General features: G+C 60.4%; 13 protein-coding genes. All 13 read right to left on the reverse strand.

Annotation, left to right across the window (positions count from 1 at the left end):
* Positions 1-49: 49 nt before the first annotated feature.
* The 13 genes from astE to ACSFE6_RS09005 all read right to left on the reverse strand — a co-directional run bounded on the left by astE (position 50) and on the right by ACSFE6_RS09005 (position 13,596).
* A complete protein-coding gene (gene astE, locus ACSFE6_RS08945; protein ID WP_435427257.1) occupies positions 50-1,060 on the reverse strand; it encodes a succinylglutamate desuccinylase in 1,011 nt (336 codons plus the stop codon).
* A 12-nt stretch (positions 1,061-1,072) separates the two neighbouring features.
* Positions 1,073-1,360, reverse strand: a complete 288-nt coding sequence (locus ACSFE6_RS08950) for a topoisomerase II (protein WP_433736763.1) — start codon at positions 1,358-1,360, stop codon at positions 1,073-1,075.
* A 61-nt stretch (positions 1,361-1,421) separates the two neighbouring features.
* Positions 1,422-2,768, reverse strand: a complete 1,347-nt coding sequence (astB, locus tag ACSFE6_RS08955; RefSeq protein ID WP_435427258.1) for an N-succinylarginine dihydrolase — start codon at positions 2,766-2,768, stop codon at positions 1,422-1,424.
* A 141-nt stretch (positions 2,769-2,909) separates the two neighbouring features.
* Positions 2,910-4,379 (reverse strand): succinylglutamate-semialdehyde dehydrogenase, encoded by a 1,470-nt coding sequence (gene astD / locus ACSFE6_RS08960; protein ID WP_435427308.1) that lies wholly within the window; start codon positions 4,377-4,379, stop codon positions 2,910-2,912.
* Positions 4,376-5,401: an arginine N-succinyltransferase gene (gene astA / locus ACSFE6_RS08965; RefSeq protein WP_435427259.1), complete on the reverse strand. Its 1,026-nt coding sequence runs from the start codon at positions 5,399-5,401 to the stop codon at positions 4,376-4,378. Before astA ends, astD begins: the two co-directional genes overlap by 4 nt.
* A 72-nt stretch (positions 5,402-5,473) precedes the next feature.
* Entirely contained in the window at positions 5,474-6,493 is a 1,020-nt protein-coding gene (gene aruF / locus ACSFE6_RS08970) for an arginine/ornithine succinyltransferase subunit alpha (protein WP_435427260.1), read from the reverse strand.
* Positions 6,494-6,699: 206 nt separating this feature from the next.
* On the reverse strand, positions 6,700-7,920 hold the full coding sequence (locus tag ACSFE6_RS08975) for an aspartate aminotransferase family protein (RefSeq protein ID WP_435427261.1): 1,221 nt from the start codon (positions 7,918-7,920) through the stop codon (positions 6,700-6,702).
* A gap of 287 nt (positions 7,921-8,207) precedes the next feature.
* Entirely contained in the window at positions 8,208-9,188 is a 981-nt protein-coding gene (gene argR / locus ACSFE6_RS08980) for a transcriptional regulator ArgR (protein WP_435427262.1), read from the reverse strand.
* Between the two features lie 244 nt (positions 9,189-9,432).
* A complete protein-coding gene (locus ACSFE6_RS08985; RefSeq protein WP_007971015.1) occupies positions 9,433-10,197 on the reverse strand; it encodes an ABC transporter ATP-binding protein in 765 nt (254 codons plus the stop codon).
* Positions 10,198-10,225: 28 nt separating this feature from the next.
* Entirely contained in the window at positions 10,226-11,338 is a 1,113-nt protein-coding gene (locus ACSFE6_RS08990; protein WP_435427263.1) for a M14 family metallopeptidase, read from the reverse strand.
* Between the two features lies 1 nt (position 11,339).
* Positions 11,340-12,038, reverse strand: a complete 699-nt coding sequence (locus ACSFE6_RS08995) for an ABC transporter permease (protein WP_175388511.1) — start codon at positions 12,036-12,038, stop codon at positions 11,340-11,342.
* Positions 12,035-12,724, reverse strand: a complete 690-nt coding sequence (locus ACSFE6_RS09000; protein ID WP_435427264.1) for an ABC transporter permease — start codon at positions 12,722-12,724, stop codon at positions 12,035-12,037. The genes ACSFE6_RS08995 and ACSFE6_RS09000 overlap by 4 nt, the downstream gene beginning before the upstream one ends.
* Positions 12,725-12,816: 92 nt before the next feature.
* A complete protein-coding gene (locus tag ACSFE6_RS09005; RefSeq protein WP_435427265.1) occupies positions 12,817-13,596 on the reverse strand; it encodes an ABC transporter substrate-binding protein in 780 nt (259 codons plus the stop codon).
* Positions 13,597-13,947: the final 351 nt, after the last annotated feature.

A 13,947-nucleotide genomic window follows, 5' to 3' on the forward strand; every position in this document is an offset into this window, starting at 1 on the left:
CAAGCAGGCTCGCTCCCACATGGGTTTCATGACAGTTCTGAGATCGCAGTCAGGCCAGGTTTTCGTCGCTGGTGGGCACGATCAGGATGCCGGCGCGCAGGCCATTCTTCACCTTGGGGTTCGGGAAAATGATCCGGGCGCCCTCCTCCTCGATGATCCAGCGGGTATTGGCGATGTCTTCGGCCAGCAAATAACCCACGTCCAGCTCCGAAAAGTTTTCGATGTCCGCCGGTAGGTTCAGGCGAAAGCTGTCGCTGTGCTTGATGATTTCCCGTGCCACGCTGAACAGTTGCAAACCATCCAGGGCCTGCTCAGTTGTCTCCGGCTCGGTGCCTTCGATGATCTGTTTCAAACGGGTTTCCAGCAGGGACACGTTGACGCCATCGTTCTGCCCGAATGGCCGCGCCTTGCCCAGCTCAAGCGTAAAGGCCTCGGCGCCGAGCTTGTCGTAGGTGTAGGAACTGAAAACGATGGATGGCTTGTTCTGCAGCAGCACCGCCTCCATGCCGGCGGCGCGCAGGCGAGCCAGCTCCTGACGCGAGTGCTGGCGGTCTTCCTTCCACGGGTACAGCGCGAACTGCTCGATTTTCGAGCCGCGGATGGCGGTATGCAGGTCGTAGTGCAAACGCTGGCGACCCGGCAGGCTGAAAAAGCTGGCGGCCAGGCGCTCCAGCTCACAGGCGCGCAACGCTTCGGAGCCGCTGCTTTGTTCATGACGGCCGTTGAACAGCCGATTGACGTCCTGCTCGACGAAACGCTCGCCCTTGCGAATTGCTTCGGGGTTGCCGAACAGGAACAGAATACGTGCACGCGGCTTCAAGTCGCCGCGAGCGATGTCATGCAACAGCCGATCAAGCAATTCGATCGGCGCTGTTTCGTTGCCATGGATCCCTGCCGACAGCAGCAGGTCCAAGCCATTATCACGGGCTTCGGGCGGCCGGACTTCCAGCGCGCCCTCGCTTAACCAGCGCATGCGCACGCCTTCGACAGTCAGTTGAGTCTTCTCCGCCGGTTCACGGCCGGCGAGGGTCAGTTCAAGCAGTTTGCCGAGGGCGAGCATAGAGCGATTTCCTTAGTGGTCGTGATTGCAATCCGGGCCGTGAACGTGTTCCTCGTCGCCGAGGTCAGCGGGTTCCATCTCCAGTTGCAGACTTACAAGGTTAGTCGCCAATGGACGCAGCAGCAGGTTGGCGTATTCCTCGTCATCTTCTTCGACGTCCACGCCGATCAGCAGTTGGCCGCGGCCGTCCTGCTGGATCCACAGCTCTTTGCCTTGCCACATGACCGCGACGCGGGTGCAGGAAGTTTCCAGTTGCGTGCCGTCGGTGTCTTCAAGGATCAGCTGCAGTTTGTCGCTCATGTGATTACGCTCTCATTGGAGATGATGCAGTGCGCCGTCGTGCCCGACAGCGCACCGTCGATCAATTGATCTGGAATGGATAAACCGCGCCCAGTTTAAGGATTTGCGTCAGTTCATCCAGTGCCGTCCGGCACTCAAGCAACAATTGCGGATCCGCCAGATCGTTTTCGGTCATGCGGTCGCGGTAGTGCTTGTTAACCCATTCGGTCAACGTGCCGTACAACGGTGCCGTCATGATAACCCCTGGGTTGACCGCCGCCAGTTCGGTTTCGTTGAGCGCGACGCGCAACCTCAGGCAAGCAGGGCCACCGCCGTTCTGCATGCTCTGCTTGAGATCGAACACCTTCACTTCACGGATCAGGCCGCCAGAGCTGGTCAAACCCTGCAGGTACTGCCAGACACGCTCGTTGCCACGGCACTCTTCCGGAACGATCAAGAGCATCGAGCCGTCAGGACGCGACAGCAATTGGCTATTGAACAGGTAGGAACGGACCGCGTCTTCGACGGTTACTGCGGAACGCGGTACGCAGATCGATTGAAATTTCCCACCGACCTTGGCGAGTTTGCTCTGCAACTCGGCCAGCATCTTATCGGTCTCGAGGAACGCGTCCTCGTGATAGAACAACACTTCCCCATTACCTACGGCGATCACGTCGTTGTGGAACACGCCCTGATCGATCACCGATGGGTTCTGCTGGGCATAGACCACACCGTCGTCCTTCAAGCCGTGCAGGCGAGCGACGGCCTGGGAAGCTTCGAGGGTCTGGCGCGCCGGGTACTTCTGCGGCGCCGGGTAGCGGGTGTCGAACGCACTGCGACCGAACACGAAGAACTCGACACCGGCTTCGCCGTATTCGCGGCAGAAACGGGTGTGGTTGGCCGCACCTTCGTCACCGAACTGCGCTACGGCCGGCAACGCGGCGTGATGAGCAAAGTGCTTCTGGTCGGCAAACATCGCCCCCAGCACACGGCTGGTGGTCGGGTGTTCAATGCTGCGGTGGTATTTGCAGTTGAGGTTGGCGGCGGTGAAGTGCACACGGCCGTCCGCAGTGTCGGCACTCGGGCTGACGGTGGCGGCGTTGGCGACCCACATGCTCGACGCCGAGCAACTGGCAACCAGCAGCGGCATCGCGTCTTTGGCGGCACGTTCGATCACTTCGGCATCGGTGCCGTTGAAACCCAGGCGACGCAGTGCGGCCACATCCGGGCGCTCTTGCGGGGCTAGCACGCCTTGCTGAAAGCCCATGTCCATCAGCGCTCTCATCTTCGCCAAGCCTTGCAGTGCCGCTTCTTTCGGATTCGACGACTGCTGGCTGTTGCTCTGGGATGCGACGTTGCCGTAGGACAGGCCGCCGTAGTTATGGGTCGGCCCCACTAGACCGTCAAAATTGACTTCATAGGATTTCATCAGCGAGGCTCCACGAGAATCTGTTTGTTATAGGCATCAGGTAACAATTCAGTAAGACCGAGTTGCGGCCTTCGCGAGCAGGCTCGCTCCCACAGGGGAAAGCATTCCAAATGTGGGAGCGAGCCTGCTCGCGAATGGGGGCTACGCCATCTTCACGCCAGGCGTCAGGGCCGCTGGCAGCACCAGGCTCGGCGTTTCCAGCGAGGCCACTGGATACGCACAGTAATCCGCCGCGTAGTAGGCACTGGCGCGGTGGTTGCCCGAGGCGCCGACACCGCCGAATGGCGCGCTGCTCGCGGCACCGGTCAGTTGCTTGTTCCAGTTGACGATGCCGGCGCGGCTTTCCAGCCAGAATTGCTGGTAACGCGCTTCGGAGTCCGACAGCAACCCGGCCGCCAGGCCGTATTGGGTGTCGTTGGCCTCAGCAATGGCCGCTTCAAAATCAGCGTAGCGGATCACTTGCAGCAATGGGCCGAACAGCTCTTCGTCCGGGCGCTCGGCCACGGCGGTCACGTCAAGAATGCCCGGGGTCAGCAAGGCCGCCTGGGCCTGGGGCTGAGTCATTTCCAGCAAGGCCACCGCACCGTTGGCCAGCAGATGTTCCTGCGCATCCATCAGTGCTTTCGCTGCGCCAAGAGAGACCACCGAGCCCATGAACGGCGGTGGCTGCTGATCATAAGTACCGACATCGATCGTCGAACTGACCGATACCAAACGCGCCAGCAATGCATCGCCCCAGGCACCTTGCGGCACCAGCAAGCGGCGGGCACAGGTGCAGCGTTGACCGGCAGAAATGAACGCCGACTGAATAATGGTGTACACCGCCGCATCCACATCAGCGACCTGATCGACCACCAGCGGGTTGTTACCGCCCATCTCCAGCGCAAGGATCTTGTCCGGACGACCGGCGAACTGGTTGTGCAGGTGATTGCCGGTGCGGCTGGAACCGGTGAAAAACAGACCGTCGATACCCGGGTTCGCCGCCAGGGCGATTCCCGTTTCGCGAGCGCCTTGCAGCAGGTTCAGCACGCCCGCCGGCAGGCCGGCTTCGATCCAGCACTTGACCGTCAGTTCGGCGACTTTCGGCGTCAGCTCGCTGGGTTTGAATAACACGCTGTTACCGGCCAGCAGCGCCGGGACGATATGACCATTGGGCAGGTGACCCGGGAAGTTGTAAGGACCGAACACCGCCACCACTCCGTGGGGCTTGTGACGCAACACCGCGGTGGCGTCGCCCAGCGGGCCGCTCTTCTCGCCGGTGCGTTCGCGGTAGCTCTGCACCGAAATCGCAATCTTGTTGACCATGCTGGTGACTTCGGTCGCCGCTTCCCACAGGGGTTTACCGGTCTCCTCACCAATGGCGTGAGCCAGTTCGTCGGCGTGGCTCTTCAATACCGCGGCAAAAGCTTCCAATACCGAAATACGTTCTTCCAGCGTTCGACGCGCCCAGCCCGGGAACGCCTGACGTGCGGCTTGCACGGCCGATTCAACTTGAGCGGCAGTGGCGCCTTGACCGGACCACAGTACTTGCTGGGTCACCGGATTAAGCGACTCGAAGGCTTCGCCCTGACCGGCCAGCCATTCACCTGCGATGTATAGCGACTTCATTATTTCGACTCCCGAGCAGCAGACAACGGAACGGCGCGCACCTGATCGCCGGCGTTGAGTTGAAGGCGTTTGGCGGTCAGCGGGTCGACCACCAGCGTGCCGGCGGCGAAGCGTGCGGGGGCGGCAGTGATCCGGCAGTCTTCGCGCTTGCGGTTATGAATAATGAACGGCGTGGCATCGTCGCCCGGCGTGCCGATGGCCAGTACCAGCGCCTGGCTGTCGCGCACCGCGCGGATCTTGCCGGTTTCGCACTCGATCGCAGGACCAGCGTCGAAAATGTCGACATAGCCTTGGTAGCTGAACCCTTCGCTCTTGAGCATCGCCAGCGCCGGCTCGGTGTCCGGGTGTACCTGGCCGATCACGTTGCGCGCATCCGGCGAAAGGAAGCAGGTGTACAGCGGGAATTTCGGCATCAGTTCGGCGATGAACGCCTTGTTGCCCACACCGGTCAGGTAGTCGGCCTGGCTGAATTCCATTTTGAAGAAGTGCCGACCCAGGCTTTCCCAGAACGGTGAGCGCCCGGCGCCATCGGACACGCCGCGCATCTCGGCGATGATCTTGTTGCCGAACAGTTGCGGGAACTCGGCGATGAACAGCATCCGCGCCTTGGACAGCATGCGGCCGTTGAGGCCCGTGCGGTAATCGGCGTGCAGGAACAGTGAGCACAGCTCGGAGTTGCCGGTCAGGTCGTTCGCCAGGAACAACGTGGGGATTTCGCGATAGATGTTCAGCTCTTGCGAGGCGCTGACGGTCAACCCAACCCGGAAGTTGTACCAAGGCTCGCGCAGGCCAACGGCGCCGGCGATGGCGGAAATGCCCACCACGCGACCGTTGTCATCTTCGAGCACGAACAGGTAGTCCGCATCGGCCCGCCCCGCTTCGCCGCGGAAGGTCTTCTCGGCCCAGCCAACCCGATGGGCCAGGCGCTCTTCGTTGGCCGGCAAGGTGGTCAGGCCGGTGCCGGTGCTGCGGGCCAGGTCGATCAGAGCGGGTAAATCGCTGCTGCGTACGGGACGAACGATCATGCTATCTCCTCAAACGGGCCGCTTGCGCCACCCGTGAAACTCGCTGCTTTCAGGCATTTTTTGACGCAGGCGTTAAACCGCCACCAGGCGTACGCTGGCACCTTCACCGACGCCCAGGGCTTCGGCCGCTTCCAGGTCCAGGGTCACGGGTTTACCCGGCGCGTAATCGAGCTCGAGCATGACCGCGCGGTAATCCTGCAACTGGCCGTTGGACACCAGGTATTGGCGACCGACACCTTTGACCGGCTCGCCGATTTTCACTGGCACCACGCGGCTCTGGGCGATCGAGCGGATCCCCGAAACGCGAGCGTGCAAGGTCGGGCCACCGTCGAAGATGTCAATGTAGTGATCGGTCTCGAAGCCTTCGCGCATCAGAATGTCGAAGGTGATCTGCGCCCGCGGGTGCACCTGGCCCATCGCTTCCTGAGCGGAGTCCGGCAGCAGCGGCACATAGATCGGGTAATGCGGCATCAGCTCGGCCAGGAACGTACGGCTCTTCAGTCCGCACAGACGCTCGGCTTCAGCGTAGTTGAGGTCGAAGAAGTTGCGGCCGATGGCATCCCAGAACGGCGAGTCGCCATTTTCGTCGCTGTAACCGACGATCTCGGTCACCACGGAATCGGCGAAACGCTCCGGATGGCTGGCCACGAACAGCAGGCGTCCACGGGAATTGAGCTCGGACCATGGCGATCCCACCAGCTCGCGCTGCACGTAGAAACTGGTCAGCAGGCTGTTGCCGGTCAGGTCGTGGCACTGGGAAAGCACGTGAATCTTGTTATGAATCTTCAGCTCGCGGGAGGCGTGCACGAAGGTTTCATTACGGAAACTGTAGAACGGCTCGGAATAACCGGCCGAGGCCACGATGGCCGAGCAGCCCACCAGTTTGCCGGTGGAGGCGTCTTCGAGGACGAAGAAATAGCTTTCTTCGCCGTTGAAACTCACTTCGGCGGCAAACGAGGCTTCGCTCGCGGCGATCTTGTCGCTCAGGCGTTCAACGTCATCCGGCAGGGAAGTGACACCAATCGGGCTGTCCGCAGCCAGACGCTGTACCTCGCCCAGATCAGCCATTTGCGCGGGGCGCATCACCAGCATGGTGTCACTCCTTTTTTTAAACTCTTTGAGGAAAATAAGCCGGCCCCGCCTTGGGACTCCTGTAGGAGCGAGCTTGCTCGCGATGGAGTGTCAGTCGACATCAATGTGGCTGATCCACCATCGCGAGCAAGCTCGCTCCTACAGAAGAGCGGGGCCGGCATAAAAATTAGGTTCGACGCCTGAATCGTCAGGCGCCGAAGGGTCCATCAGGCTTGCGTCAGTTTTGCCGCAGCGCGTTCGAAGCGATCCAGGCCGGCATCGATATCGGCGTCTTCCACCACCAGGCTTGGCGCGAAACGAACCACGTCGGGACCGGCTTGCAACACCATCAGGCCTTCTTTTTCAGCGGCGTTGAAGATGTCCTTGGCTTTGCCTTTCCAGGCATCGCTCAGCACGCAACCGATCAACAGGCCCATGCCACGCACCTTGGTGAACAGGCCGTACTTCTCGCCGATCTGCTCAAGGCGCGCCTTGAATTTATCGTGCTTGGCGTTCACGCCGTTCAGCACTTCAGGGGTGTTAACCACGTCGATCACCGCTTCGGCAACGGCACAGGCCAGCGGGTTGCCGCCGTAGGTGGTGCCGTGGGTGCCGACAACCAGGTGCTTGGCCAGGTCTTCGGTGGTCAGCATGGCCGCGATCGGGAAACCGCCGCCCAGGCTCTTGGCGCTGGTCAGGATGTCCGGGATCACTCCGTAGTGCTGGTAGGCAAACAGATGGCCGGTACGGCCCATGCCGGTTTGCACTTCGTCGAAAATCAGCAGCGCGTTGTGGGCGGTGCACAGCTCACGGGCGCCTTGCAGGTATTCGAGTTCGGCCGGGATCACGCCGCTTTCGCCCTGGATCGGCTCCAGTACAACAGCACAAGTCTTGTCGGAAATGGCGGCTTTCAGTGCGGCCAGATCGTTGTACGGCACGTGGGTGATACCGGTGATCTTCGGACCGAAGCCGTCGGAGTACTTCGACTGGCCACCGACGTTCACTGTGAACAGGGTGCGGCCGTGGAAGCTGTTGAGCGCGGCGATGATTTCGTACTTTTCGCTGCCGAAACGATCGTGGCCGACACGACGGGCCAGCTTGAAAGCGGCCTCGTTCGCTTCAGCGCCGGAGTTGCAGAAGAACGCACGGTCGGCAAAGGTGGCATCGATCAGCTTATGGGCCAGGCGCAGAGCAGGCTCATTGGTGAACACGTTGGACACGTGCCACAGCTTGTTGGCCTGCTCGGTCAAGGCACCGACCAGTGCCGGATGTGCATGGCCCAATACGTTAACGGCAATCCCGCCGGCGAAGTCGATCAGCTCGCGGCCGGACTGATCCCAGACGCGGGAACCTTCGCCACGTACCGGAATGAAAGCGGCAGGCGCGTAGTTGGGAACCATTACCTGGTCGAAATCGGCGCGTTGTACCGCAGCGTGCTCAACGGACATCGGAGTCTCCTGAAGAGAAAACACTCGCCTGAAACTGGCGAGCGATGGGGGGATTGTAAGGACAGTTTTCAGCCTAGCCTTGCCGCCAAGCGACAACTTCTTATAGCGCAAACCCCGGTTTTTCCCGGGTTTACGGCAATGCGACATATAGGGTCGCAAAGGCGCAGTTTAACTGTACGAGGCAGTTAACGGCAGGGTTGCCCGGATTTGATTTGCCTGAAATGCAAAAGGCCATGGGAGCAGTTCCATGGCCTTTTGCAGGTGTGAATGCGTTACCGCCTTTGAGGTTAGCCGCGCTCCGCCGGCACCGAAGACAATTCGAACGGGCTGCTGCTGCGTCGCTGGTTGCGATCTTCGCGCGGCGTGGCGCCGAAGAAGTTGCGATAAGCACTGGAGAAATGCGGCCCCGAGGAGAAACCGCAGGAAAGGCCGATCTGGATGATCGACTTGCTGGTTTGCATCAACATCTGCCGCGCCTTGTTCAGGCGCAGTTCCAGGTAGTACTGGCTCGGCACACGATTGAGGTACTGCTTGAAGATCCGCTCCAACTGCCGACGGGACACGCACACATGCTGGGCGATTTCGTCAGTGGTCAGCGGCTCTTCGATGTTGGCTTCCATCAGCAACACAGCCTGGGTCAGCTTCGGATGGCTCGAGCCGAGACGATTCTGCAACGGAATACGCTGACGCTCACCGCCTTCACGGATGCGCTCGACCACCAGTTCTTCCGATACCGCGCCAGCCAGCTCCGCGCCGTGATCACGGGCCAGCACCGCCAACAGCAAATCAAGTACCGACATACCACCGCACGCGGTCAGGCGATCGCGATCCCAGTCGAACAGATGACTGGTGGCGATGACCTTCGGAAAGCGCTCGGCGAAATCGTCCTGCCAGCGCCAGTGCACGGCGGCGCGATAGCCGTCGAGCAACCCCAGTTGCGCCAACGGATAGACACCGGCCGACAGACCTCCGATCACGCATCCGGAGCGCACCAATTGCTTGAGGGCACTGCTGAGCGCCGGTGCCAAAGTGGTCGGCGGCTCGTCGGCGAGCAGGAACAATTTCTGAAAGTTTTCAAGCTTGCCGGTCCAGGCTTCACCGGGCAATTGCCAGGCGCTGTCGGTCGACGGCTCGGCTTGCAAGAACGACAGCTCGTAGACCACGTCCGGATGCACACGCTGGGCAACACGCAAGGCCTCCTCAGCCAGCGCCAGCGTCAGTGCTTTAGTGCTGGGCCAAATCAGGAAACCAATTCGATGGGCAGTCATGGGCGGGCAATCCGAAACAAAGAACAGTGATGAAGGCACGGGCCAATGCTAGCCCGTATACGCAAACAAGTGCAGTTCCCTGTAGGAGCGAGCATGCTCGCGATGGACTCGAGGACTGCGCGGGGTGTCAGGCACCCAACGTTATCGTTGACGACCATCGCGAGCATGCTCGCTCCTACAGGGAAACCGGTCGGCGTTTAGGTTGCGAAGCATGCACGATCCTGGTGCACAACGGCAGCTCTGATTACTTCAAGCTACCGGACAGGAATTGTTGCAGACGCTCGGATTGCGGGTTCACCAGCACTTCACGCGGGTTACCGCTTTCTTCGACGACACCTTTGTGCAGGAACACCAACTGGTTCGACACTTCGCGGGCAAAGCCCATTTCGTGGGTCACCACCACCATGGTCCGGCCTTCCTGGGCCAGGGCCTGCATCACCTTCAATACGTCGCCGACCAGCTCAGGGTCGAGCGCCGAGGTCGGTTCGTCAAACAGCATCACTTCCGGCTCCATCGCCAGCGCACGGGCAATCGCCACGCGCTGCTGTTCGCCGCCGGACATGTGGCCCGGATAAGCGTCTTTACGATGCGCCACGCCAACCTTGTTCAGGTAGTGCTCAGCCTTTTCACGGGCTTCGGCCTTGGACACGCCCAGCACGTGAACCGGCGCTTCCATGATGTTTTCCAGTGCAGTCATGTGCGACCACAGGTTGAAGTGCTGGAATACCATCGACAGGCGCGAACGCATGCGTTGCAGCTGTTTCGGATCGGCAGCCTTGAGTGCGCCGTCCTTGTTTGCCACCAGTTTCAGCTCTTCGTTATTGAGCAGGATCTTGCCCGCGTGCGGCTGCTCCAGCAGGTTGATGCAGCGCAGGAAGGTACTTTTGCCGGAGCCACTGGAGCCGATGATGCTGATCACATCGCCAGCCGCCGCTTTCAGGGACACGCCCTTGAGCACTTCGTGACTGCCATAGCGTTTATGCAGGTCTTGGACTTCAAGTTTGTACATGCGGTCGGTTCTCACAAAAAGCAGTCAGTCAGTCGTTGAGCAAGCGCCCGTGACGCAGCGCTTCGCGCCCCGCCACCTTGGCCAGCCAGAAACCGGGTTGGGCATAACGCAGCCGTTCAATGGCAAACAGCACCCCGGAGGTACCAGCACACACCGTGCTGACCCGATCCGCCAGCGGATCAATCACTTCGAAAATCTCGTCACCGGCTTCGATCCACTCGCCGGGCTGACGCAGAAAACTCACCACGCCCGGATGCGGCGCGAACAACAATTCGGTGCCTTCGAACGGCATGCCTTCGCACGCATCCTGTGCAGGTTCAGGCCAGTCGCCGCTGATCAAACCCTGCTCGGCGAGGAACGCCAGAATACCTTCGGCGTACGCCTCGGTTTCAGCACGACCGGTGTCCGCCTGACCACCCAATTCAAGGGTAGTCGCCAGGCACGCCAGGGGAATCTGCGCATCCGGGAACAAGCGTGACAAACGCAACCACGACAACGAACAGGCTTCATCAAAGGAGCTGCCACCGGAATCTTCCGCCAGCAAGCCAACCCGCACATTCAGGTGCGCCGCCAGCGAACGCCACTGCGGCCAGTGCTGCGGCAAGGCGTACATGTGCAGCGCCGCTTCGGCATCGCAATGCAGGTCCAGTACCACATCGGCGGTGCAGGCGTGACTGAGCAACACGCGTTGCATGCCTTGCAGCTGGCTGCTCGCCTCTGGCAGGGCCGCCAGATGATCGCTCATGGCCTGGCGGATCAAACGGATATTGGCGTGTGGATCATCACCCAGTTTTCCGGCGAGCTGAGCGGCCACAGGCGCGCTGAGCTCAACGAAATCACGGTTGAAATTCTTGCCGCTGCCGGCCTCGAAACGCCCTTGATGATTACCCTGCAACAGTTGACCGAGGCCCAGTGGATTGGCCACCGGCACCAGTTCGATCACACCATTGAGCAAGCCTTGGGCTTCGAGTTCGGCCAAGCGCTTTTTCAGCGCCCAGGCCGTGCGCATGCCCGGCAGTTCATCGGCGTGGAGACTGGCCTGGATGTAGGCCTTGCGCTCGCCACTGCCGAAGCGGAATACCGAAATTTTGCGCTCGCTACCGAGGTGGCTCCACGGCAACACATGATCGATGCGTTCCATATCAGTGTTTCCGTGGGGCCAGGTAACCCAGCCAGCGACGCTCGGCCAGCTTGAACAGCTTCACCAGAATGAAGGTCAGGCACAGGTAGAACACACCAGCGGTGATGTACGCCTCGAACGGCAGATAGAACTGGGCGTTGACCGTGCGCGCGGCACCAGTGATGTCGATCAGGGTCACGATGGATGCCAGACTGGTGGTCTGCAGCATCATGATCACTTCGTTGCTGTACTGCGGCAGCGCCCGGCGCAGGGCCGACGGCAGCAGGATGCGCTTGTACATCTTGACCCGCGACATGCCCATGGCCTTGGCCGCTTCGATCTCGCCATTGGGCGTGGCGCGCAGGCTGCCGGCGATGATTTCGGCGGTGTAGGCGCTGGTGTTGATCGCGAAGGCCAGGCAGGCACAGAACGTCGCGCTGGACAGCCATGGCCACAGGAAGCTCTCGCGCACGGCCTGGAACTGCGCCAATCCGTAGTAGATCAGGAACAGTTGCACCAGCATCGGCGTGCCGCGAATCACGTAGGTGTAGAGCCACGCGGTCATGTTGACCACGGCGTTTTTCGACACGCGCATCAAGCCCAGCGGCAACGCACACAACAAGCCGAAGAACAGCGACAGCGCGAGCAGTTTGAGGGTGGTCACCAGGCCGCCGAGGTACAGCGGCAAGGCCTCCCAAATGACGTTGTAGTCGAAGATCATAGCTCAGCCGCCCTTACGCCTACCGAGTAGCGCTTCTCGAGGTGACGCAGTGCCAGCAACGAGACGCTGGTGATCACCAGGTACAGCGCCGCCACTGCGAGGAAGAAGGTGAAAGGCTCGCGGGTGGCATCGGCCGCCTGCTTGGCCTTGAACATCATGTCTTGCAGACCCACCACCGAAATCAGCGCGGTGGCCTTGGTCAGTACCAGCCAATTGTTGGTGAAACCCGGAATCGCCAGGCGAATCATCTGCGGCACCAGCACCCGGAAGAACACCTGGAAGCTACTCATGCCGTAAGCCATGCCAGCTTCGGCCTGCCCCTTGGGAATCGCCATGAATGCGCCACGGAAGGTTTCCGACAGGTACGCACCAAAGATGAAGCCCAGGGTGCCGATACCGGCAGCCAGTGGGTTCAGGTCGATGTATTCGTCATAGCCCAGCATCGGCGCGACGCGATTGAGCATGTCCTGGCCGCCGTAGAAGATCAGCAGGATCAGCACCAGGTCGGGAATCCCGCGGATCACCGTGGCATACAGATCGCCCAGCCAGGCCAGCCAGCGCACCGGCGACAGGCGCAGCGCCACGCCGATCAGGCCCAGGACAATGGCCAGGGCCATGGACGACAAGGCGAGCTGAAGCGTCAGCCAAACGCCATCGAGGATGACAGCCCCGTAGCCTTTCAACATGATTCAGGTCCTCGAAAGTTGGGATGAAAAAATGGCGCAAACCTCAGAGATCCTGTTGCTTGCGCCATTTCGGACTTGTCGATGCGATGTACTTACTGGCCGTAAATATCGAAGTCGAAGTATTTGTCCTGGATTTGCTTGTACTTGCCATTCTCGCGGATGGCGGCGATGGCGGCGTTGAGCTTGTCCAGCTCAGCCTTGTCGCCCTTGCGCACGGCGATACCCACACCGTCACCAAAGTATTTGACGTCAGTGAACGCCGGGCCGGTGAAGGCGAAACCCTTGCCAGCATCGGTTTTCAGGAAGCCGTCATTGAGCAGCGTAGCGTCTGCCACGGTGCCGTCGAGGCGGCCGGCGCTGACATCCAGATAAATTTCGTTCTGCGAACCGTATGGCTTGATCTCGGCACCCAGCGGAGCCAGGACTTCGCGGGCGAAACGCTCGTGGATCGAACCGCGTTGCACGCCGATGTTCTTGCCTTTGAGTTCGGTCAGGTTGTCGCTGACCTGAGTGCCGGCCTTCATCACCAGACGCGCCGGGGTGTTGTAGTACTTGTTGGTGAAGTCCACAGACTTCTTGCGGTCCTCAGTGATCGACATGGACGACAGGATCGCGTCGATCTTGCGCACCTTAAGTGCGGGGATCAGGCCGTCGAACTCTTGCTCGACCCACACGCACTTGACCTTCATCTCTTCGCACAGGGCGTTGCCGATGTCGTAGTCGAAACCAACGATGCTGCCGTCCGGTGCTTTGGACGCGAATGGAGGGTACGCCGCTTCGATACCGATTTTCAGGGGTTTTTCGTCAGCGAAAGATGGCATGGACAGCACGGCGGACATTGCCAGGGCGCCAAGCAGCACGAGTTTCTTCATCTTGGGACTCCATCGGTAAAGGGCTAAAACGGCAGAGTGAGCGACAGCCCAATATGCGAATGAGTGGAACCGGAAAGCGTTGCTGCGTCCTAGGAAGCGTGTGCGAAATTTCAACACAGGCAACGACGAGCGAATGATCGGCATTCTAACGACAGGCCCGAAGCCGATATTTCTTCAATGCGACAACTAGTTACAGAAGCGCCGAGAAAGCCGTTTGGGCACATTGACAGCCCTGCAAAATCATGCAAAGGCAAAAGAAGGTAAACCCATCTATGTAGCAAATTGCGGGCCTATTATTGGCAAACCCTTCTAATCCGGCAAGCGCAGCGTGGGGTGTTATTTTTTCGGGGC

Source organism: Pseudomonas baetica, from assembly GCF_051216495.1.
Taxonomy (GTDB): Bacteria; Pseudomonadota; Gammaproteobacteria; order Pseudomonadales; family Pseudomonadaceae; genus Aquipseudomonas; species Aquipseudomonas baetica_B.

Coding starts and splice junctions, on each gene's coding strand:
- ACSFE6_RS09000 (WP_435427264.1), bottom strand. CDS start 12,724: ATGTTGAAAGGCTACGGGGCTGTCATCCTCGATGGCGTTTGGCTGACG.
- ACSFE6_RS08990 (WP_435427263.1), bottom strand. CDS start 11,338: ATGGAACGCATCGATCATGTGTTGCCGTGGAGCCACCTCGGTAGCGAG.
- ACSFE6_RS08995 (WP_175388511.1), bottom strand. CDS start 12,038: ATGATCTTCGACTACAACGTCATTTGGGAGGCCTTGCCGCTGTACCTC.
- ACSFE6_RS09005 (WP_435427265.1), bottom strand. CDS start 13,596: ATGAAGAAACTCGTGCTGCTTGGCGCCCTGGCAATGTCCGCCGTGCTG.
- astA (WP_435427259.1), bottom strand. CDS start 5,401: ATGATCGTTCGTCCCGTACGCAGCAGCGATTTACCCGCTCTGATCGAC.
- ACSFE6_RS08950 (WP_433736763.1), bottom strand. CDS start 1,360: ATGAGCGACAAACTGCAGCTGATCCTTGAAGACACCGACGGCACGCAA.
- aruF (WP_435427260.1), bottom strand. CDS start 6,493: ATGCTGGTGATGCGCCCCGCGCAAATGGCTGATCTGGGCGAGGTACAG.
- argR (WP_435427262.1), bottom strand. CDS start 9,188: ATGACTGCCCATCGAATTGGTTTCCTGATTTGGCCCAGCACTAAAGCA.
- astE (WP_435427257.1), bottom strand. CDS start 1,060: ATGCTCGCCCTCGGCAAACTGCTTGAACTGACCCTCGCCGGCCGTGAA.
- ACSFE6_RS08985 (WP_007971015.1), bottom strand. CDS start 10,197: ATGTACAAACTTGAAGTCCAAGACCTGCATAAACGCTATGGCAGTCAC.
- ACSFE6_RS08975 (WP_435427261.1), bottom strand. CDS start 7,920: ATGTCCGTTGAGCACGCTGCGGTACAACGCGCCGATTTCGACCAGGTA.
- astB (WP_435427258.1), bottom strand. CDS start 2,768: ATGAAATCCTATGAAGTCAATTTTGACGGTCTAGTGGGGCCGACCCAT.